Origin of the sequence: Novosphingobium flavum, assembly GCF_014230315.1 — a bacterium.
GTDB classification, from domain to species: domain Bacteria; phylum Pseudomonadota; class Alphaproteobacteria; order Sphingomonadales; family Sphingomonadaceae; genus Novosphingobium; species Novosphingobium flavum.
In genome coordinates this window covers 69,396-90,847 of sequence record NZ_JACLAW010000004.1, presented here as the reverse complement: position 1 = coordinate 90,847, position 21,452 = coordinate 69,396, and the positions used below count along the sequence as shown (strand labels likewise).

The window sequence follows — 21,452 nt, the reverse complement described above, 5'->3', positions numbered from 1 at the left end:
TCAAATCTCGGGCGAAGGAGGCGGGCGGCCCGTCAGACCGCCCGCGCATCCTTATTCCGCGGCCTCGGCAAGACCGTCGTCGTCATCCTCATCGGTGAGCGAAGACAGTTCCACGTTGAGACCAAGGCTGCGCATTTCCTTGACGAGCACGTTGAAGCTCTCGGGAATGCCGGCCTCGAAGGTATCGTCGCCCTTGACGATCGCCTCGTAGACCTTGGTGCGGCCGACCACGTCGTCCGACTTCACCGTGAGCATTTCCTGCAGCGTGTAAGCCGCGCCGTAAGCCTGCAGCGCCCAGACCTCCATTTCGCCGAAGCGCTGGCCGCCGAACTGCGCCTTGCCGCCCAGCGGCTGCTGGGTGACGAGGCTGTAGGGCCCGATCGAACGCGCGTGGATCTTGTCGTCGACAAGGTGGTGCAGCTTGAGCACGTACTTGTAGCCGACGGTCACCTTGCGGTCGAAGCGGTCACCGGTGCGGCCGTCGTAGAGGTCCACCTGCCCGCTCTCGTCCAGCCCGGCGAGCCGGAGCATGGCGGTCACGTCGGCTTCCACCGCGCCGTCGAACACCGGAGTGCCCATCGGCACGCCGCCGCGCACGTTCTGCGCCAGTTCCACGATCTGCTCCGGCGAACGCGCGCCGATCTCGGCCGAGTAGTTGTCGCCGTAGATCTCCTGGAGCAGTTCCTTGACCGCTTCGGGGGCTTCGCCCGCCACCGGGTTCGGATTGGCCTCGCGCCAGGCATCGAGCGCCGCGCCGATCTTCTTGCCGAGGCCGCGCGCGGCCCAGCCGAGGTGAGTCTCGAAGATCTGCCCGACGTTCATGCGCGAAGGCACGCCCAGCGGGTTGAGCACGAAGTCGACCGGGGTCCCGTCGGCGAGGAAGGGCATGTCTTCCTGCGGCAGGATGCGGCTGATGATGCCCTTGTTGCCGTGACGGCCGGCCATCTTGTCGCCCGGCTGCAGCTTGCGCTTCACCGCGACGAAGACCTTGACCATCTTGAGCACGCCCGGAGCCAGCTCGTCGCCGCGCTCCAGCTTCTCCTTGCGATCCTCGAACTTCTCCTGGATCGCCTTGACGGTCTCGTCGTACTGGGCCTTGACCGCTTCCAGCTGGGCCTGCCGCGCATCGTCGGCCACGGCGAACTTCCACCACTCGTGGCGCTCGGCCTCGGCCAGCAGTTCGGCGGTGATCTCGACGCCCTTCTTCAGCCCCTTCGGCGCCGCTGCGGCCACCTGGCCGATCAGCATGTCGCGCAGGCGGTTGAAGGTCGCACGGTTGAGGATCGCGCGCTCGTCCTCGCGGTCCTTGGCGAGGCGTTCGATTTCCTCGTTCTGGATCGCGCGGGTACGGTCGTCGATCTCGATGCCGTGGCGGTTGAACACGCGCACGTCGACGATCGTGCCCGAGACGCCCGGCGGCAGGCGAAGCGAGGTGTCGCGCACGTCGCTGGCCTTTTCACCGAAGATCGCGCGCAGCAGCTTCTCTTCCGGGGTCATCGGCGATTCGCCCTTCGGCGTGATCTTGCCGACCAGGATGTCGCCCGGGTGCACTTCGGCACCGATGTAGACGATGCCCGCCTCGTCGAGGTTGCGCAGGGCTTCCTCGCCGACGTTCGGGATGTCGCGGGTGATGTCCTCGGGCCCGAGCTTGGTGTCGCGGGCCATGACCTCGAACTCGTCGATGTGGATCGAGGTGAAGACGTCGTCCTTCACGATCCGCTCGGAGATCAGGATCGAGTCCTCGTAGTTGTAGCCGTTCCACGGCATGAACGCGACGAGGACGTTGCGGCCCAGCGCCAGTTCGCCCAGCTCGGTCGACGGGCCGTCGGCGATGATGTCGCCGGCCGCCACCAGGTCGCCCACCTTCACCAGCGGGCGCTGGTTGATGCAGGTCGACTGGTTCGAGCGCTCGAACTTCTGCAGGCGGTAGATGTCCACGCCCGACTTGCCCGGTTCGATGTCACCGGCGGCGCGGATCACGATACGGGTCGCGTCGACCTGGTCGACGATGCCCGAACGCAGGGCCGCGATCGCGGCGCCCGAATCGCGCGCCACGGTCGCTTCCATGCCGGTGCCGACGAACGGCGCCTCGGCCTTGACCAGAGGCACCGCCTGGCGCTGCATGTTCGAGCCCATCAGCGCGCGGTTGGCGTCGTCGTTTTCCAGGAACGGGATGAGCGAGGCGGCGACCGAGACCAGCTGCTTGGGCGAAACGTCCATCAGCGTGACCTGCTCGCGCGGGCTCATGACGAATTCGCCGCCTTCACGGGCCGAGACCAGCTCTTCCACGAACGAACCGTCGCCGGTCAGCTCGGCCGAAGCCTGGGCCACGGTGTGCTTGGCCTCTTCCATCGCGGAAAGGTAGACGACCTCGTTGGTCACCTTGCCGTCGATCACCTTGCGATACGGCGTCTCGATGAAGCCGTACTTGTTGACGCGGGCGAAGGTCGAGAGCGAGTTGATCAGACCGATGTTCGGGCCTTCCGGCGTTTCGATCGGGCAGATGCGGCCATAGTGGGTCGGGTGAACGTCGCGGACTTCGAAGCCGGCGCGCTCGCGGGTCAGACCACCCGGCCCGAGCGCCGAGACGCGGCGCTTGTGGGTGACTTCCGAGAGCGGGTTGGTCTGGTCCATGAACTGCGAGAGCTGCGACGAACCGAAGAACTCGCGGACCGCCGCGACGGCGGGCTTGGCGTTGATCAGGTCGTTCGGCATCACGGTCGAAACGTCGACCGAGCTCATCCGCTCCTTCACCGCGCGTTCCATGCGCAGCAGGCCGACGCGGTACTGGTTCTCGAGCAGTTCGCCCACCGAACGGACGCGGCGGTTGCCGAGGTTGTCGATGTCGTCGACCTCGCCCTTGCCGTCCTTCAGGTTCACCAGTTCCTTGACCACGGCGAGGATGTCGTCGGTGCGCAGGGTGGTGATGGTGTCGTCGCACTCGAGGCCGAGGCGCATGTTGAGCTTGACGCGGCCCACGGCCGAGAGGTCATAGCGGTCGCCGTCGAAGAACAGGCCTTCGAACAGGGCCTCGGCGGTTTCGCGCGTCGGCGGCTCGCCGGGGCGCATCACGCGGTAGATGTCGGCCAGCGCGTGGTCGCGGTCCGGCGACTTGTCGGCCTTGAGCGTGTTGCGGATCCACGGCCCCGTGTTGATGTGGTCGATGTCGAGCAGTTCGATCTTGTCGAAGCCCGCCTTGTCGAGCGCGTCGAGGTTCTCGGGGCTCAGCTCGTCACCGGCCTCGATGTAGATGCGGCCGGTCGACTCGTCGATCAGGTCGCGCGCCGAATAGCGGCCGAAGATTTCCTCGGTCGGGATCAGCAGCTGCTCGAGCCCGTCCTTGGACGCCTTGTTCGCCGCGCGCGGCGAAATCTTCTGCCCGGCCGGGAAGATCACTTCGCCCGACTTGGCATCGACGATGTCGAAGGTCGGCTTCGCGCCGCGCCACTGCTCGAGCACGAAGGGCACGCGCCAGCCGCCGCCATTGGCGCTGGTCCCGCGGTCCCACGACACGGTCGAGTAGAAGAAGTTGAGGATATCCTCGTCGCCCAGCCCCAGCGCGTGGAGCAGCGCGGTCACCGGCAGCTTGCGCTTGCGGTCGATGCGGACGTTGACGATGTCCTTGGCGTCGAATTCGAAATCGAGCCACGAACCGCGATAGGGAATGACGCGGGCGGCAAACAGGTACTTGCCCGAGGAGTGGGTCTTGCCGCGGTCATGGTCGAACAGCACGCCCGGCGAACGGTGCATCTGCGAAACGATCACGCGCTCGGTGCCGTTGATGAAGAACGTGCCGTTCTCCGTCATCAGCGGCATGTCGCCCATGTAGACGTCCTGCTCCTTGATATCGAGCACGGAGCGGGTCTCGGTCTCGGCGTCCACCTCGAACACGATGAGACGCAGGGTCACCTTCATCGGGGCGGCATAGGTGATGCCGCGCTGGCGGCACTCGGTCACGTCGTACTTCGGCGCTTCCAGTTCGTAGTGGACGAAGTCCAGCTCGCTGGTGCCGGCGAAGTCGCGGATCGGGAAGACCGAGCGCAGGGTCTTTTCCAGGCCCGAAACATAGCCGATCGACGGGTCGGAGCGCAGGAACTGCTCGTAGCTCTCGCGCTGGACCTCGATCAGGTTCGGCATCTTCACGACTTCGTGGATGTCGCCGAAGATCTTGCGGATGCGCTTGCCGGAAGCGCGGCCAGCCGAAGAACTCGAATTCTGGGCCTTGGTCGCCATGAGGGAAACTTGCCTCTTCGCTCAATACCGCCGGACGAGGATCGCCCAGCGAAAAATTTCACACCTGCGCGAGCGGTGTCGGCCAAAACGCACGAACGGCGGGCAAACGAATCCCCCTTGGAGGACCGCTCCCGCAGCTGCTTGCGTCGCCTGAAAACCCCGGAAAAGCTTCCTTCCTGAGCGAATCCCCGCGCACGGACCGCCTTGCTCGAAGCTCTGGGTGAGGCGCGCAGATAGGCCCGGGGGCACGAAAAGTCAACGGATTAGCAGGGCAATCGGCCGCCCCTCGGGCACGCCCAACCCCCACGCGCCGGCAAAGTGATCGTGAAGTGATCGCCATGCCAGCGAAGGCTGGTATCGCCGCGCTTCCTGCAGCGGCGCCGCGCAGCGCGAAAGGAGCGGCCAATCCGGCAAGACTTTCCTACACCGCCTCACCCTGCCACACTACCCGCCGTATCTTTGACAGCGTGAGGACGTTCTTCAGCACAGCCGCGCACCGCGCGCCGTGTTGGACAAGTGTCACCCATGCACCGAAACGCTGGACACCTGATTCAAAAGGAAAATCTTGCGAAATGGCACGAAATCAGGGTGACACTCGTGTCACCCTGCCCGGCTCAGAACACGCCCGGAATCAACCGCCAGCGCACCTTGGTCATATATTCGGCATAGGCCGGGTCCTGGCTCAGCAGCCGCTCCTCGGCAAGGATGCGCAGGATCTGCGCCCACCAGCCGATCGCATAGATCACCGCGTTGATCGGCATGAACATCAGGATCATCACGCCCAGGTGGACGAGGGCATAGCCCGCATACATCGGATGGCGCACGAAGCGGTAAGGCCCGGAAATCTTGATGCCGCGGTTGGCGGGAGCCACCCCGAACGAGCGGCGCAGGACCAGCTTGGCCCAGGCCTGGACGAGGTTGCCGAGGATCGCGAGGGCAAGGCCGAGCGGCGCGATCGCGGGGATCAGCGTCACCCCCGGCACGATCAGCAGGCCCGCGCAGGTCGCCGTGATCGCCAGCAGCCAGTCGCCAAGGTCCATCGAGAGCTTGTCGGTCGGCCGCCGGATCAGGGCAAACACCGCCACGGCCGTTTCGGAGACCAGCAGCAGCCAGGCATAGGGATTGCCCGAGACCTCGACCCGCTGGACGAGGAAGATCCACAGCACGACGATCGCCGCCTGCTCGACCCTGTCCATCACCCGCGGCCGGCGCCAGAACGGCAGCGGCCGGGCGGTTTCGGTCAGGTTGGCGGTCGCGGTCATGAAGGTTCCCCGTGCAATACCGGACCGGGTTCGCAGAACAGGGTTAACATTTTCTCAAACCCGCACTTTCTTGACTCCGGCGCACCGTCCTGTATTAGCGCGCCCCGACCGGCAGGATTCGTCCCGCCGTTCATCCGTCCGAGACAGCTGGTGAGGGCTTCCCTCTTAATCTCCAGCCTAGACGGGGACAGAGATTTCAAAGGCCCTCGCCTTTCCCTTGGAAAGCGCGCCGGTCTTCGCGCTTCTGCGCTGCTCCTTCCCCCTCAACGGACTCGCCCGTGTCGTTCTTTCGGCATGGACAAACGTAGCCGGTCGTTCGTTCGCGAACGGCCAATGTGAAGGAGTAAGGCATGGATCGTTCGCAGAAAGCCGAATCGGTCGCATCGCTGAACGCGACTTTCAACGAGGTCGGCGTGGTGGTGATCACCCGCAATCTCGGCATGACCGTGGCCCAGTCCACGAACCTGCGCGGAAAGATTCGTGACGCGGGCGCGACCTACAAGGTTGCGAAGAACAGTCTTGCCAAGCTTGCCGCCAAGGACACTGCCTACGAGGGGATCACCGATCTTCTCACCGGCCCGACCGCCATCGCTTCGTCGGTGGACCCGGTTGCCGCCGCCAAGGCCGTGGTCGACTTCGCGAAGACCACCGACAAGATCGAAATTCTTGGTGGCTCGCTGGGTTCGGTCGTCCTCAATGCGGATGGGATCAAGGCTCTCGCCACGATGCCGTCGCTGGACGAAATGCGCGCCAAGCTCATCGGTCTCGTTCAGGCTCCGGCCACGAAGATCGCCCAGCTCTCGACCGCTCCGGCGGCCAAGCTGGCCCGCGTCTTCCAGGCTTACGCCGACAAGGCCGCCTAAGACTGTTCAACGAATTCCCGGGGGGTTTCGCCTTCCGGTCCATCAATTCAGGAGTAAAGCATCATGGCCGATATCGCCAAGCTTGTTGAAGAACTGTCGCAGCTGACCGTCCTCGAGGCGGCTGACCTCGCCAAGGCCCTCGAAGAAGCATGGGGCGTCAGCGCCGCTGCTGCCGTCGCGGTTGCCGCTCCGGCCGGTGGTGGCGAAGCCGCTGCCGCTGTCGAAGAGCAGACCGAATTCGACGTCATCCTGACCGGCGACGGCGGGAAGAAGATCCAGGTCATCAAGGAAGTCCGCGCGATCACCTCGCTCGGCCTGACCGAAGCCAAGACCCTCGTGGAATCGGCTCCGAAGGCGATCAAGGAAGGCGTGTCGAAGGCTGAAGCCGAAGACATCAAGAAGAAGATCGAAGAAGCCGGCGGCACCGTCGAAATCAAGTAATCTTCTTTCCGGTCTTCCCGGAACGAAAACGGCAAGGGCGGTCCGCAAGGGCCGCCCTTTCTGTTGGAAATGCAGGGTTTCCCGCCCTTTCCTACCACGGCCCGACCCTGTAGGGCGAAAGCCATGCTCTCCGCCTCGCCCCAGGCCCTGCCCGCCGCCAGCACCCCGCTGCGCCGCGAGATGCGCGAGACCCTGCACCTCGCCGGGCCGCTGGCGGCCGCCAATCTGCTGCAGATGATGGTCTATGCGATCGACGTGGTCTTCGTCGCCCGCCTCGGGCAGGAGGCGCTCGCCGCCTCGAGCCTCGCCATCGCCCTGTTCGGCCTGATCAACTGGAGCCTGTGCGGCCTGACCGGCGCGGTCGCCCCGCTGATCGCCGCGGAACTCGGCCAGCGCCGCCACGCCGTGCGCGAGATCCGCCGCTCGGTGCGCATGGCCCTGTGGCTCTCCGTCGTCGCCAGCCTCGCCGGCATGGGAGTCTGCCTGCTCGGCGAAAGGCTGATGCTGCTCACCGGCCAGGACCCGCGCGTTGCCGCCCGCGCCGGCGGATTCCTCGCGATCCTGATGTTCGCCCTGATCCCGCTGATCGGCGCCAACGTGCTGCGCACTTTCGTCTCGGCGATGGGCCGGCCGTACTTCGCCACGGCGATCACCGGCCTCGCAATTCTCGTCAACGCGCTGGGTAACTGGGCCTTCGTCTTCGGCAATCTCGGCGCGCCCGCGCTGGGGCTGGCCGGCTCGGCCGTGTCGAGCTGCCTGACCGGGCTGGCCACTTTCGCCGCCTATGCCCTTGCCATCCGGGCCGACCGGCGCCTGCGCCGCTACCGCCTGTTCGGGCGGTTCTGGCGCCCGGAATGGCAGCGGTTGCAGGAGTTGGTCAAAATCGGCCTGCCCATCGCCGGGACCATCCTGGCCGAAGCCGGCCTGTTCAGCGGCGCCGCCTTCCTGATGGGCCGGATCGGCGAGGCCGAGTTGGCCGGGCACACGGTCGCGCTGCAAGTCGCCGCCTTCTGCTTCCAGGTTCCGTTCGGGATCGGGCAGGCGGCCACGATCCGCGTGGGCTATCACTATGGCGCGCGCGACCGCGCCGGCATTCACCGCGCGGCCCTGGTGGCGCTCGGCGCCGGGGGCGGGTTCATGGCCTGCACCAGCCTGATGATGCTGCTCGCCGCCCGCCCGATCGTTTCGCTCTACGTCGATCCGGCCGAGCCGGCCAATGCCGCGCTGATCGGCTTTGCCGTGCAGTACATGATCGTCGCCGCCGCCTTCCAGCTGTTCGACGGGGTCCAGGCCGTGGCTGCCGGGGCGCTGCGCGGGCTGCAGGATACCCGCGTGCCGATGCTGATCGCGGTGTTCTGCTACTGGGTACCGGGCGCCGCCGTCTCGATCGGACTCGGCCTGTTCACGCCCTTGCGGGGCCTCGGGGTCTGGCTCGGCCTGCTCGTCGCCCTCGTGATCGTTGCGGCCATGCTGCTCTGGCGCTGGCACCGGCGCGAGCGGCTGGGGCTTGTCCCGGGGTGAACGCCGGGGCCAACGCCCCACCCCGCGCGTGACTTTTTTCGTCCCCCCTCGCCTTGACGGCGCATGAACGCCGACCCATATGCGCGGCGCTGGCACTCAACAGGTGCGAGTGCCAAAGATCACAAACAACCTTCGAAGAGGTATCTCTCATGACTTTTCGTCCGCTGCACGACCGCGTGCTCGTTCGTCGCGTCGAAGCCGAGGAAAAGACCGCCGGCGGCATCATCATCCCCGACAGCGCCAAGGAAAAGCCGGCTGAGGGCGAAATCGTCGCCGTCGGCACCGGCGCCCGCGCCGAAAACGGCACGATCACCCCTCTCGACGTCAAGGTCGGTGACCGCGTCCTGTTCGGCAAGTGGTCGGGCACCGAGGTCAAGGTCGATGGCCAGGACCTGCTGATCATGAAGGAATCGGACATTCTCGGCGTTATCGGCTGAGCCAGGTCCCTCTCCCTTTTCCATCTGAATTCAAAGGAATAGCACAATGGCTGCCAAGGACGTGAAGTTTGGCCGCGACGCGCGCGAGCGGATTCTCGCCGGCGTCGACATCCTCGCCAACGCGGTGAAGGTTACCCTCGGCCCCAAGGGCCGCAACGTGGTGATCGACAAGAGCTTCGGCGCGCCGCGCATCACCAAGGACGGCGTTTCGGTCGCCAAGGAAATCGAACTCAAGGACAAGTTCGAGAACATGGGCGCCCAGATGCTGCGCGAAGTCGCCAGCAAGGCCAACGACGCTGCCGGTGACGGCACTACCACCGCCACGGTTCTCGCCCAGGCGATCGTGCGCGAAGGCATGACCTCGGTCGCCGCCGGCATGAACCCGATGGACCTCAAGCGCGGCATCGACATCGCCGTAACCAAGGTCGTCGAAGACCTCAAGGCCCGCTCGACCCCGGTTTCGGGTTCGGCCGAAATCGCTCAGGTCGGCATCATCTCGGCCAACGGTGACGTCGAAGTCGGCGAAAAGATCGCCCAGGCGATGGAAAAGGTCGGCAAGGAAGGTGTGATCACCGTCGAGGAAGCCAAGGGCCTCGAGTTCGAGCTCGACGTCGTCGAAGGCATGCAGTTCGACCGCGGCTACCTCTCGCCCTACTTCGTGACCAACCCGGAAAAGATGGTCGCCGAGCTCGAGAATCCGTACATCCTGATCCACGAGAAGAAGCTCTCGTCGCTCCAGGCGATGCTGCCGATCCTCGAAGCCGTGGTGCAGTCGGGCCGTCCGCTCCTGATCATCGCCGAAGACATCGAGGGCGAGGCTCTCGCCACCCTCGTCGTCAACAAGCTGCGCGGCGGCCTCAAGATCGCCGCCGTCAAGGCTCCGGGCTTCGGTGACCGCCGCAAGGCCATGCTGGGCGACATCGCCACGCTGACCGCCGGCGAGATGATCTCGGAAGACCTCGGCATCAAGCTGGAGAGCGTCACGCTCGGCATGCTTGGCCAGGCCAAGAAGGTCACGATCGACAAGGACAACACCACCATCGTCGATGGCGCCGGTTCGGCCGACGAGATCAAGGCCCGGGTCGAGCAGATCCGCGCCCAGATCGAAGTCACCACCAGCGACTACGACCGTGAAAAGCTGCAGGAACGCCTTGCCAAGCTCGCTGGCGGCGTGGCCGTGATCAAGGTCGGCGGTGCCACCGAGGTCGAGGTGAAGGAGCGCAAGGACCGCGTCGACGACGCTCTCCACGCCACCCGCGCGGCGGTCGAGGAAGGCATCGTCCCCGGCGGCGGTACGGCCCTGCTTTATGCCACCAAGGCTCTCGAAGGCCTCAAGGGCGCGAACGACGACCAGACCAAGGGCATCGACATCGTCCGCAAGGCGATCCAGACCCCGCTGCGTCAGATCGCCCAGAACGCCGGCCATGACGGCGCCGTTGTTGCCGGCAATCTGCTGCGCGAAAACGACGAGAACCAGGGCTTCAACGCCGCGACCGACGTCTATGAAAACCTCAAGGCCGCCGGCGTGATCGACCCGACCAAGGTCGTGCGCACCGCCCTGCAGGACGCCGCCTCGGTCTCGGGCCTGCTGATCACCACCGAAGCCGCCATCTCGGAAAAGCCGGACGACAAGCCGTCGATGCCCGCGATGCCGGGCGGCGGCATGGGCGGGATGGACTTCTAAGTCCTTCCATCTCAAGCGAAAATCGGGCCGGGAAGAGCGATCTTCCCGGCCCTTTTTCATGGCCCGGCGGGGCGGTTTCGGCAAAGGCAGGTGTACCGTCGCAGACCGGAACCGGTTCATCGTTCGAAATCTTGCGGCGAACCGCATGATTCTGTTAGCCAATTGTAAGGACAAAGGGGTAAGGTCTCGTTCGTGATGACGGGTTTGAAAGCACGTTTGGCGGCGCTGGCGGCCTTCGCGGTTGCTGCGGTCATGCCGATTTCCGCGAACGCGGGTGAACTGGAAACCCGGTTCGACCAGTTGCTCGGCTCCGTCCAGCGCGCCCCGCGCGATACCAGCGCCGATCCCTTCGAAGTCCAGCTGGCCCGCCTCGCGGAAGCTTCGCGCGGCCGCATCGGCGTCGCCGCGCTCGATCTCGAAAGCGGCCGTCAGGTCGCCGTCTTGGGCGACCAGCCCTTCCCGATGGCCAGCACCAGCAAGATCGCCATCGTCGCCACCTTCCTCTCCGGGGTGGACCAGGGCCGCTGGAGCCTCGACAGTCGCTATCCGCTGATGATGCCGGTCCCCTCGAAGAAGTTCTCGACCGCGATCGCCCCGGTCCGCGCCGGCGCCATGCTCACCGCCCAGCAGCTGATCGAGGCGGCGATCACCCGCAGCGACAATCACGCGACCGACGCCCTGCTCGCCGTGGTCGGCGGCCCCGCCGCCGTGACCCGCTGGGTCCATGCCAACACCGGCATCACCGAGTTCCGGCTCGACCATGACATCGCCACGATGGTCCGCGACGATGGCGCGGTGAACCCGGCCGTTACGGTCGACCGCCGCGATTCGATCACCCCCAACGCGATGATCCGCATGCTCGCCGGTCTCCAGCAGGGCCGCTGGCTCAGCCCCTCCAGCCGCAATGTCCTGCTCGGCGCGATGGGCCGTACCGTCACCGGCCGCCACCGCATCAAGGCCGGGCTACCGGTTGGCGTCACCCTTGCGCACAAGACCGGCACGCTCAGCAACACCGCAAGCGACGTCGGCTTCATCCAGACCCCGGATGGCCGCAACCTCGCGGTTGCGATCTACGTCACTGGTCAGGGCGATCACGCCGGCCGCGATTCCCGGATCGCCCTGCTCGCCCGCGGCATCTACGATGGCTTCAATCAGCAAGGACCGATGCGCACCGCCCTGCGCTGATCGGCTCCCCCTTGTCCCGCGCGCCGCGCCGGGCCATCTGGCAGCCATGTCCAAGCCCTCCCGCCCCGCACCCCTGCGCAAGACCGGCGACCTGCCCGATCACGCCCGCGCCGCGCGCCAACGCAAGCGCGCCGAAGCCGAGGCCATGGGGATCGACGAACAGTTCATCGACCAGCTGGTCGAACGCTTCTACGCCTCGGTCCGCGCGGATGCCGTGCTCGGCCCGATCTTCGCCGCCAAGGTGGAGGACTGGCCCGCCCACCTTGCCCGGCTCAAGCAGTTCTGGCGCTCGATCCTCCACAGCAGCGGCGAATATACCGGCAACCCGATGCGCCAGCACCTCGCCCTGCCCGGGCTCGAGGCGAGCCATTTCAGCCGCTGGCTCGAACTGTTCTACCAGACGCTCGCCGAACTCGGCAGCGACGATGCCCTGCGCGAAGTCGGCACCCGCGCGCGGATGATCGCCGACAGCCTGCTGACCGGCCTCGCCCTTCACCGCGAAGGGCTGACCGGCGCGAAGGCCGGAGCCCAGCTGCCATGGCCGGCGAAGGCGCTGGGTTCGGACGGGAAGTAAGGCCGGGCCCTCCGGATTGATCAGCGCGCCGCCTCGGTAGCGGCCTGGGAGGCCTTGTCACCCGCGCTGCGGATGGCGTCGGCCGCGTCCGTCGCGGCGTCGCTGGCCGCCCCGGCCACGGCATCGGCGGCAACCGCGGCATTGGTGGCCGCGTCGGAAGCGGCGGAATCGGCGGCCGTGGCCGCGGCATCCTCGGTCTTCTGCGAACAGCCGGTCAGACCGGCGGCGACGGTAGCGCAGAGCAGGGCGGGGGCGAATGCAAAGGCGGTCAGGGAATTGCGCATGGGGTCATTCCTTACAGCGATGAGAACACCCCCCAACAATGTCGCGCGCTCCCGCTGGTTCCGCACGGCGCTATGTCACCCCAAGCGATGCAAACGAAAGGGCGCGGGAAGCGATGTGCTTCCCGCGCCCTCGAAAATTCGCCGTGCGGCGAAGATTACATCTTCGCGGCTTCGCTGGTCGCTTCCTCGGTGGCCGCGGCAGTGTCGGTGGCAGTCGCTTCCATCGCCGGTTCAGCCGAGGCTTCGGTGGCTTCCGGGGCAGGAGCTTCGCTCTTGCAGGCGGCGAGAGCGAGAACACCGGCGGCGGCGGCGGCAGCGAGAACGATCTTGCGCATGAATGGTAATCCTTACAGCGAGTGGACCATCCCCGGCCGTCGAAGCCGGGCGACGCGGGTTGTGCCTTACCGGCGCCAGTCAGTCAATCGCACCCGCGAGCCCGTCCACCGCAATGCAACAACCCGCGATCAGGACAAAAGAAAAGGCGCGCGGGACAAGTCCCGCGCGCCCTTCCTGAAAGCCAACTGGCTGCTGATTACTGAGCAGCGGCAGTGGTGGCTTCGGCAGCGGCTTCGGTCGAAGCTTCGGTGGCGACGTCGGTCGCAACGTCGGTGGCTTCGGCAGCAGCGGTTTCGGTCGCTTCGGGAGCAGCTTCTTCGCCCTTGCAGGCCGAGAGAGCGAGAACGCCGGCGGTGGCGGCAGCGACGAGAACGAGCTTGCGCATGAAAGATATCCTTGATCAGCGAGTGGACCATGCCCGGCCCCGCAAGCCCGACAAAGGGGCACCGCAAGACCTGGCACAAAGCCTACCGCGACAGTAGACTTCGCCACGCCAATTAATCGCCTTGGAAGGACGTTGCAAGCGATAGTCGCATGCACCCACGCGATTCGCCGCGAAAATGACGGGATTCCGCCAATCGTGTCTCTTGCTAATAGGCAATTGTGGCGAGGTTGTGGCCGCGCTCGCCCCATTCGTGCAGATTGTGCGCCGCATTTGGCGTCGTCGCCCGATGGCACTGGCATAGCCCGATAGGGGTGCTAGACAGCCGCGATGGAGTCCAAGCAGCATCTCTACCTGGTCGATGGATCGGCCTACATCTTCCGCGCCTATCACCGCCTTCCGCCCCTGACCAATCCGCAGGGAACCCCGGTCGGCGCGGTCTATGGCTATACCACGATGTTGTGGAAGCTGGCGCAGGACCTGCACGAGGCGGACGGGCCGACTCACCTCGCGGTGATTCTCGACAAGGCCGGCACCTCGTTCCGCAACGCGATGTACGATCAGTACAAGGCCAATCGCCCACCCGCGCCGGAAGACCTCGTCCCTCAGTTCCCGCTGATCCGCGTCGCCACCCGCGCCTTCAGCCTGCCGCTGGTCGAGGAAGACGATGTCGAGGCCGACGACATGATCGCCTCCTACGCGCGCGAGGCGGCCCGGCGCGGCTGGGACGTGACCATCGTTTCCTCGGACAAGGACCTGATGCAGCTGGTCGGCCAGTGCGCCGAGCCGCATGTCGGGCCCGATGGCGAGAAAGTCGAGGGCGGCTGCGTCGACATGCTCGACACGATGAAGAACCAGCGGATCGACGTTCCCGAAGTGGTCGAGAAGTTCGGCGTCCTGCCCGAACTGGTCGGCGATGTCCTCGCGCTGATGGGCGATTCGGTCGACAACGTGCCCGGCATCCGCGGGATCGGGCCCAAGACCGCGACCAAGCTGATCCAGGAACACGGCAGCCTCGAAGGCGCGCTGGCCGCCGCGCCCACGATGAAGCCGGGCAAGCTGCGCGAAAGCCTGATCGAGCAGGCCGACATGGCCCGCCTCTCGCGCCGTCTGGTCCAGCTCAAGGAAGATTGCCCGCTGCCGATCGAGCTCGACGCGCTCAAGCTCGGGGTCATTCCCAAGCCGCCGCTGGCCGAATTCCTGAGCGAACATGGCTTCACCAGCCTGCTCAAGCGGCTCGACGGCGGCCAGGCCGCGCCGGGCCCCAAGACCCAGCTCCACCCGGCCAAGCCCGAAAATGCCCCCGCCCCGGCCGCGCCCTCGGGCAGCCGTCAGGCCTTGCCCGAAATGCCTGCGGTCACTCGTGAAGCCTATGAATGCGTCCAGACCCGCGAGCGGCTAGAACACTGGATCGCCCGGGCCTTCGCCGCCCGCAAGGTGGCCTTCGATACCGAGACCTCCAGCCTCGATGCCATGCGCGCCGATCTGGCCGGGATCAGCCTCGCGCTCGGGCCCAACGATGCCTGCTACATCCCGCTCGGCCACGGCGGGGCCGACATGTTTTCCGAAGTGCCCACGCAGGTTGCCAAGGCCGAGGCCCTCGCCCTGCTCAAGCCGCTGCTGGAAAGCGATGCCGTGCTCAAGATCGGCCAGAACGCCAAGTACGATCTCAACGTGCTCGCCCGCCACGGCGTCAACGTCGGCCCGGTCGACGACACGATGATCATCAGCTTCGATCTCGATGCCGGGCGCAGCGAGGACGGGATCGGCGGCGGCCACGGGATGGATGAGCTGTCCACCCGCCACCTTGGTCACACCACCCTGACCTTCAAGGAGATCTGCGGTTCCGGCAAGAAGCAGATCCCCTTCGGCGAGGTCCCGCTCGACCGCGCGACGCAGTACGCGGCCGAAGACGCCGACGTGACCTGGCGGCTCCATCGCAAGCTGAAGCCCCGCCTCGCCGAGGAAGCGGCCACCCGCGTCTACGAGCGGGTCGATCGCCCGCTGATCCCGGTCGTCGCCCAGATGGAGCGCCACGGAATCAAGGTCGACCGCGACCGCCTCGCCCGCCTCTCGACCGAATTCGCCCATGCGATCGGCGCGCTGGAGCAGGAGATCTACGGCCTCGCCGGGCAGGAATTCACCATCGGCAGCCCCAAGCAGCTGGGCGACATCCTGTTCGACAAGCTCGGCTACAAGGGCGGACGCAAGGGCAAGAGCGGCCAGTATTCGACCGACCAGGCCATCCTCGAAGGCCTCGCCTCGCAGGGCGGCGCCCCGGTGGCGACCAAGGTGCTGGAATGGCGCCAGCTCTCCAAGCTCAAGTCGACCTATACCGACGCGCTGCAGGCCGCGATCAACCCCGAGACCGGCCGGGTCCACACCTCCTACAGCCTGGTCGGCGCGCAGACCGGGCGGCTTTCCAGCACCGAGCCCAATCTCCAGAACATCCCGATCCGCACCGAGATCGGCCGCCAGATCCGCGAAGCCTTCGTGGCCGAGCCGGGCCATGTCCTGCTCGCGGCCGACTATTCGCAGATCGAGCTGCGCCTCGCCGCGCATATGGCCGACGTGCCCAGCCTCAAGGAAGCCTTCGCGGCCGGCGAGGACATTCACGCCCGCACCGCGATGGAAATGTTCGGGCTGGTCGACCGCGACACCCGCGGCCGGGCCAAGACCATCAACTTCGCCATCCTCTACGGCATTTCCCGCTGGGGCCTCGCCGGCCGGCTCGGGGTCTCGTCCGACGAGGCCCAGGCGATGATCGACCGCTATTACGAGCGCTTCCCCGGCATCCGCCGCTACATCCACGCCACGCTCGAGAGCGTGCGCGAGAAGGGCTATTCGCAGACCCTGTTCGGCCGCAAGACCTGGTTCCCCCGGATCAACGCGAGCAACCCGAACGAACGCGCGGGGTCCGAACGCGCCGCGATTAACGCCCCGATCCAGGGCACCAGCGCCGACATCATCAAGCGCGCCATGGTCCGCATGGGCCCGGCGCTCGCCGCCGCCGGTCTCGGCCACGTGCGGATGCTGCTCCAGGTCCACGACGAACTGGTGTTCGAACTGCCCGAGGGCGACGTCGCCGCCGCCTCGCCGGTGATCGAGCGGGTCATGGCCGAGGCCGCCCTGCCTTCGGTCGGGCTCGACGTCCCGCTCGGGATCGAGATCGGCTCCGGCCCCAACTGGGGCGCGGCGCACTGACCATGGCGCCCGGCCTGATCTCGCGCTGGCGCAGGGGTCCGCACCTCAAGACGCTGCTGCTGCTGACCCTGGTCGCGGCGACGATGATCGGCGCCGTGCTCCTTGTGTGGAAGACGATCGACGCCGAACGCAGCCAGCGCGCCCAGGCCGGGCAGACTAACGCCGTACTGCTGGCACTGCACGATCTCAGCCGCACCGCGGTCAATGCCGAGACCGGGCAGCGCGGCTATTTCATCACGCTCGACCGGCGCTATCTCTCGCCCTACATCGTCGCGCGAGAACAGTACCGGCCCACGATCGCCCGCCTGCGCGAGCTGATGGGCGGCGACATCTCGCCCCGCAAGCGCGAGCTGCTGAGCGAGATCGAGCATCTCAGCGTGGCCAAGTTCGCCGAGATGGACGAGACCGTGGCCGAGATCCGCGGCGGCGGCCTGCTCGAGGCCCGGCGCCGTATCCTGACCGACGAGGGGCAGGACGTGATGGAGCGCCTGCGCCGCGCGATCGGCGAACTCGAGACGCTCGAACTGGCCTCGTTCAACACCTCGCGCGACGAGGCGACCGCCTCGGAAGCGCGGATTCTGCCGATCCTCGCCATCCTCCTGGTCTTCATCGTTTTCGCCCTCGGCCTGGGGCTGATGCAGGTCATTCGCACTGCCGATGCAGAGGCGCGCGCGGAACATGCCGCCGAACTCGCCCTCGCCCGCGATCAGGCCGACCTGCTGGCCCGCGAGCTCAATCACCGGGTCAAGAACCTGTTCGCCGTGGTCCTCGCCATCGTCAAGATGACCGGGCGCGACCAGCCCGAGGCCAAGCCCGTGGTCGACCGCATCGCCGAGCGGATCCACGCCCTGCTGATGGCCCACGAGGTCACGCAAGGTCGTTCGGCCAAACGCAGTGCCCGGCTTAGCGACCTCGTCGAGGTCACGCTCAAGCCTTACCGTAGCCCGGAAAACGGCTGCCGGATCAACGGGCCCGAGCTGGAACTGCCCGAACGCGCCGTGGTCCCGTTCGGCCTCGCCCTGCACGAACTGGCCACCAATGCCGTGAAATACGGCGCCTGGGCCCAGCCCGGCGGCGAACTCACGGTGGACTGGCAGGTCAGCGACGGCCGCCTCCGGCTGGACTGGCGCGAGAGCCATCCGCCGCGCCCGGTCGACCCAGCAGCCACGACCAAGCGCGGCTTCGGCAGCACCCTGGTCGAAGGCTCGGCGCGCCAGCTCGGCGGCCGGATCGAGCGGGACATGCTGCCCGGCGGGATCGTCGTCCGGATCGAAATCCCGCTCGGAGAGTAGGAACCGATGTCCTCCGCCCCTCCTCCCGGCGCCACTATCCTGGATCGCATGATTTCCACCACGCTCGCCAATCTCCAGCATCTCCTCCCCGAACTGCTCCGCGCCGCGATCGCAGCCGGCATTGCCGTCAGCCTGGCCCTGCTGATCCACCTCGCCCTGTTCCGCCTGCTGAAGCGCCTCGCCGCGCTGTCCAGCATGGAAACGGACGAACTGGTGGTGAACCGCCTGCGCGAACCGCTGCGCTGGTCGCTGGTCGCCCTCGCGATCGAACTGGCCGGCGAATCCGCCCCATTGCTGGCCACGATGTGGGGCGCGGTCGATCGCTTCGTCGTGCCCGCCCTGCTCGGCTGGGTCGTGCTGCGACTGGTCAAGGCCTATGCCCTCGCGCTCGACAGCCGCGCCCGGCTCGAGCACGACAGCCTGAGCGCGCGCAGCCGCCGCACCCGGATCGCGATCCTCTCGCGCTCATTGTCTTTCGTGATCGTCTTCGTCACCGTGGCGCTGATGCTCCTCTCGATCCCGGGAGTGCGCAATGTCGGCGTGACCCTGATAACTTCGGCGGGCCTTGCCGCCCTCGCCGTCGGCGCCGCGGCCCAGCCCGCGCTCAAGTCGCTGATCGCCGGGATCCAGATGGCGCTGACCGAGCCGATCCGGATCGACGATCACGTCGTGGTCGAGGGCGAGAGCGGGCGGATCGAGGACATCCGCATGACCTACGTGGTGATCCGGACCAGCGACGAACGCCGCCTGATCGTGCCGACAGCAAAGTTCCTCGAGACGACCTTCCAGAACTGGACCCGGGTTGGCGGCGGGATCACCGGCTCGGTGATCATAACCGTCCGCCCCGGCACGCCGGTGGCGCCGATCCGCAAGGCCTATGACGAGCTGCTGGCAGGCCATCCCGAATGGGACCAGCGCAGCGGCGCGCTGCAGGTCACGGCCTCCCGGGTCGATGCGATCGAGCTGACCCTGGTGATGAGCGCGGCCGACCCAGCCTCGCTCTCCCGGCTGCGCCTCGCCCTGCGCGAGGAAGTGCTGGAATGGCTGCGCTGCGAATTGCCGCAGGCGGTTGCCGCCCCGGAAGCCGCGGCCGCCGCCGAATGCGCGGAATGACGGGAGGCCGCCCGGCCTCCCGTCCCCGATTCACCCGTGCTTCTTCTCGCGCGTCGGCTGGACCATGCCCGGCGCAAGGAAGCCGATCGGCGCCATTTCCATGGCCCGCCGCTTCAGCTCGCCCTTCATCGCCGCATATTCGTCCTCCATTTCCGGCGTAACGGTCGCCCGCGAATCGGTCATGGCCTCGGCAAAGTCGACAGCCGAAACCGCTCCGACCTCGCGGCCCATGCGGCGGATCGCGGAAAGCCCCGCCCGGCGCACGACGTCCTCGAGGTCAGCCCCGGTGAAGCGCTCGGTCTCCCGCGCGATCGCGGCAAGATCGACATCGCCCGCCAGCGGCATTCTTGCCGTGTGGATGCGCAGGATATGCTCGCGCCCGGCAAGGTCCGGCGTGCCGACATAGACCAGCTCATCGAACCGCCCCGGACGCAGCAGCGCCGGATCGACCAGGGTCGGCCGGTTGGTCGCCCCGATCACCACGACGGACTGCAACTCTTCCAGCCCGTCCATCTCGGCCAGGATCGTGTTGACCACCCGCGCCGTCACCTGCGGCTCACCCACGCCCGAGCCGCGCGCCGGCACGAGGCTGTCGATCTCGTCGATGAAGACCACGCAGGGCGCGACCTGGCGGGCGCGGGCGAACAGCTTCGATATCTGCTGCTCGCTCTCGCCGTACCACTTGGAGAGCAGGTCGGATGACTTGATCGAGATGAAGTTCGCTTCGGCCTCCTTGGCCACGGCCTTGGCCAGCAGGGTCTTGCCGGTTCCGGGCGGACCATAGAGCAGGAAGCCCTTGGCCGGCCGGATGCCAAGCCGGTGGAAGGCCTCGGGATTGCGCAGCGGCAATTCCACCCCTTCCTGCAAGCGTTCCTGTGCCTCGCCCAGCCCGCCCACGTCGGCCCACCCGATATTGGGCACCTGGACCATGACCTCGCGCATCGCGCTCGGCTGGACACGCTTCAGGGCTTCGAGGAAGTCATCCCGCTCGACCGACAGGCTTTCCAGCACCTCGGGCGGGATGGTCTGCGCCTCGAGATCGAGCTGCGGCATGATCCGGCGCACTGCCTCGATCGCCGCCTCGCGGGCGAGGGCTGCAATGTCTGCCCCGACGAAGCCATGCGTGGTCCGCGCCAGTTCGTCGAGGTCGACGCCCTGGGCCAGCGGCATGCCGCGGGTGTGGATGCCGAGGATCTCGCGCCGACCCTTCTCGTCGGGCACGCCGATCACGATCTCGCGATCGAACCGGCCGGGGCGGCGCAGCGCCTCGTCGATGGCGTCAGGGCGATTGGTCGCGGCGATGACCACGATGTTGGAGCGCACGTGGAGCCCGTCCATCAGGGTGAGGAGTTGGGCCACCAGCCGCTTCTCGGTCTCGCCATGCACCTCACCGCGCTTGGGCGCGATCGAATCGATCTCGTCGATGAAGATGATCGAAGGCGCGCTCTTGGCCGCCTCCTCAAACACCTCGCGCAGCCGCCGCTCGCTCTCGCCATAGGCCGAGCCGACGATTTCCGGGCCGTTGATGATGAGGAAGTTCGCCTCGCTCTCATTGGCCACGGCCCGCGCGAGGCGCGTCTTGCCCGTTCCCGGCGGGCCATGGAGCAGAACCCCGCGCGGCGGATCGACGCCAAGGCGCGTGAACAGCTCGGGATAGCGCAGCGGCAGTTCGACCATCTCGCGCAGCTGGCGGATCGTGTCGCCCATCCCGCCGACATCGTCGTAATTGACGTCGGCCCGGCTGGTGCGCGGTTCCTCGAACTCCTCGCGCAGCTCGACCTCGGTGTTCTCGTCGATGTGGACGATGCCCTTGGGCACGGTGCTCACCACCGAGAGACGGATCTGCGTGAGGGCATAGGCCGGCGCGTTGAACATCCGCGCCACCTGCGGCGGCATGTCGCGCACCTGCTGCTGTCCGGCCGTGGCAACGAGGTCGCCGGCCACCAGCGGGCGCTGGAAGAAATTGCGCTTGAGCGCCTGCCCCGGGCCCTGCAGCTTCATGTCCTTCTGCGCCGGGGCGAAGACCACGCGCTGGGCAGCGCGCGACTGGGAGGGCCGAATCACCACGTGCTCGCCCGAGCCGACCTCGGCATTGGCGCGCTGCAGGCCGTCGAGCCGAATCACCTGCAGGCCCTCGTCCTCGGGATAGGCCGCAACCACGCGGGCCGCCGTGATTCGCTTGCCCTCGATCTCGATCACGTCGCCCTCGGTGACGCCCATCGCGGCCATGGCGGTCTTGGGCAGACGGGCGATGCCGTGGCCGCTCTCCTCCTGCCGCGCCGCCGCCACCTGGAGCCGGCTGGTCCGTTCCGTCACGCTGGTGCTTGCATCTGCCATCTTGGTGTCCGTCCTGCCTGCGGCCGATCGGGCCAGGACGGCCCCCCGCAGACCCTTAGCTGGGAACGCCCATGCCGGTTTGCCAAGGGGCAAGAGCGCGGTTCATGCCGATGGAACGGGTGACAGGCCCCGAACGATCCCGCGCCGAACCGGATTCCGGCCGGATGCGGAGCAAAAAAAGGGCCCGGTCGTTGCCGACCGGGCCTTTGGAAGTTTTGGGAGAGGATGCCTGAAAGGCAGTTTTGGTATGCAACTCACCCCCCATTTGTGCAAGTGCGAAAAACGGATTAGCAGATGCATATTT

General features: G+C 66.9%; 16 protein-coding genes. 10 read left to right on the top strand and 6 right to left on the bottom strand.

The genetic code is table 11. The features are described 5' to 3' along the window. Positions 1-51 precede the first annotated feature (51 nt). Together rpoB and H7F51_RS06305 are read right to left on the bottom strand one after the other, a co-directional pair. The gene (rpoB, locus tag H7F51_RS06310; protein WP_185663391.1) at positions 52-4,233 is read right to left on the bottom strand and encodes a DNA-directed RNA polymerase subunit beta; all 4,182 of its coding nucleotides are present in this window, start codon (positions 4,231-4,233) and stop codon (positions 52-54) included. A gap of 614 nt (positions 4,234-4,847) precedes the next feature. After that, the gene (locus H7F51_RS06305; RefSeq protein ID WP_185663390.1) at positions 4,848-5,495 is read right to left on the bottom strand and encodes a methyltransferase family protein; all 648 of its coding nucleotides are present in this window, start codon (positions 5,493-5,495) and stop codon (positions 4,848-4,850) included. Positions 5,496-5,845: 350 nt separating this feature from the next. Here H7F51_RS06305 and rplJ point away from each other — a divergent pair, with 350 nt between their 5' ends. The 7 genes from rplJ (at position 5,846) to H7F51_RS06270 (ending at position 12,200) form a co-directional block, all read left to right on the top strand. Next, positions 5,846-6,358, top strand: a complete 513-nt coding sequence (gene rplJ, locus H7F51_RS06300) for a 50S ribosomal protein L10 (protein WP_185663389.1) — start codon at positions 5,846-5,848, stop codon at positions 6,356-6,358. Between the two features lie 63 nt (positions 6,359-6,421). Further along, a complete protein-coding gene (gene rplL, locus H7F51_RS06295; protein WP_185663388.1) occupies positions 6,422-6,799 on the top strand; it encodes a 50S ribosomal protein L7/L12 in 378 nt (125 codons plus the stop codon). A 123-nt stretch (positions 6,800-6,922) separates the two neighbouring features. Then, positions 6,923-8,320, top strand: coding sequence for an MATE family efflux transporter (locus H7F51_RS06290; RefSeq protein WP_185663387.1), 1,398 nt, complete (start codon positions 6,923-6,925; stop codon positions 8,318-8,320). 149 nt (positions 8,321-8,469) lie between these two features. Next, positions 8,470-8,757 carry a co-chaperone GroES gene (groES, locus tag H7F51_RS06285; RefSeq protein WP_185663386.1) on the top strand — a complete coding sequence of 96 codons (288 nt, stop codon included), beginning with the start codon at positions 8,470-8,472 and terminating at the stop codon, positions 8,755-8,757. 46 nt (positions 8,758-8,803) lie between these two features. Continuing rightward, positions 8,804-10,441 carry a chaperonin GroEL gene (gene groL / locus H7F51_RS06280; protein WP_185663385.1) on the top strand — a complete coding sequence of 546 codons (1,638 nt, stop codon included), beginning with the start codon at positions 8,804-8,806 and terminating at the stop codon, positions 10,439-10,441. Positions 10,442-10,636: 195 nt separating this feature from the next. Next, a complete protein-coding gene (locus H7F51_RS06275; protein WP_185663384.1) occupies positions 10,637-11,626 on the top strand; it encodes a serine hydrolase in 990 nt (329 codons plus the stop codon). Between the two features lie 46 nt (positions 11,627-11,672). Then, positions 11,673-12,200, top strand: a complete 528-nt coding sequence (locus H7F51_RS06270) for a group III truncated hemoglobin (protein WP_185663383.1) — start codon at positions 11,673-11,675, stop codon at positions 12,198-12,200. 20 nt (positions 12,201-12,220) lie between these two features. Here the strand turns inward: H7F51_RS06270 and H7F51_RS06265 are convergent, their stop codons facing one another. From H7F51_RS06265 to H7F51_RS06255, 3 genes are all read right to left on the bottom strand, one after another. Further along, the gene (locus H7F51_RS06265; protein ID WP_185663382.1) at positions 12,221-12,484 is read right to left on the bottom strand and encodes a hypothetical protein; all 264 of its coding nucleotides are present in this window, start codon (positions 12,482-12,484) and stop codon (positions 12,221-12,223) included. Positions 12,485-12,639: 155 nt separating this feature from the next. Next, complete coding sequence (locus H7F51_RS06260) at positions 12,640-12,819, bottom strand: hypothetical protein (RefSeq protein ID WP_185663381.1); 180 nt, start codon at positions 12,817-12,819, stop codon at positions 12,640-12,642. 197 nt (positions 12,820-13,016) lie between these two features. Then, entirely contained in the window at positions 13,017-13,205 is a 189-nt protein-coding gene (locus H7F51_RS06255) for a hypothetical protein (RefSeq protein WP_185663380.1), read from the bottom strand. Between the two features lie 327 nt (positions 13,206-13,532). Between H7F51_RS06255 and polA the strand changes: the two genes are divergently transcribed. The 3 genes from polA to H7F51_RS06240 are packed head-to-tail and all read left to right on the top strand — an operon-like array spanning position 13,533 to position 18,811. Beyond that, positions 13,533-16,406 (top strand): DNA polymerase I, encoded by a 2,874-nt coding sequence (polA, locus tag H7F51_RS06250; RefSeq protein ID WP_185663379.1) that lies wholly within the window; start codon positions 13,533-13,535, stop codon positions 16,404-16,406. A 2-nt stretch (positions 16,407-16,408) separates the two neighbouring features. Next, positions 16,409-17,698 carry a sensor histidine kinase gene (locus H7F51_RS06245; protein WP_185663378.1) on the top strand — a complete coding sequence of 430 codons (1,290 nt, stop codon included), beginning with the start codon at positions 16,409-16,411 and terminating at the stop codon, positions 17,696-17,698. A gap of 48 nt (positions 17,699-17,746) precedes the next feature. Then, complete coding sequence (locus H7F51_RS06240) at positions 17,747-18,811, top strand: mechanosensitive ion channel family protein (protein ID WP_185663377.1); 1,065 nt, start codon at positions 17,747-17,749, stop codon at positions 18,809-18,811. Positions 18,812-18,841: 30 nt separating this feature from the next. Here the strand turns inward: H7F51_RS06240 and H7F51_RS06235 are convergent, their stop codons facing one another. Beyond that, entirely contained in the window at positions 18,842-21,148 is a 2,307-nt protein-coding gene (locus H7F51_RS06235) for a CDC48 family AAA ATPase (protein WP_185663376.1), read from the bottom strand. Between the last annotated feature and the right edge of the window lie 304 nt (positions 21,149-21,452).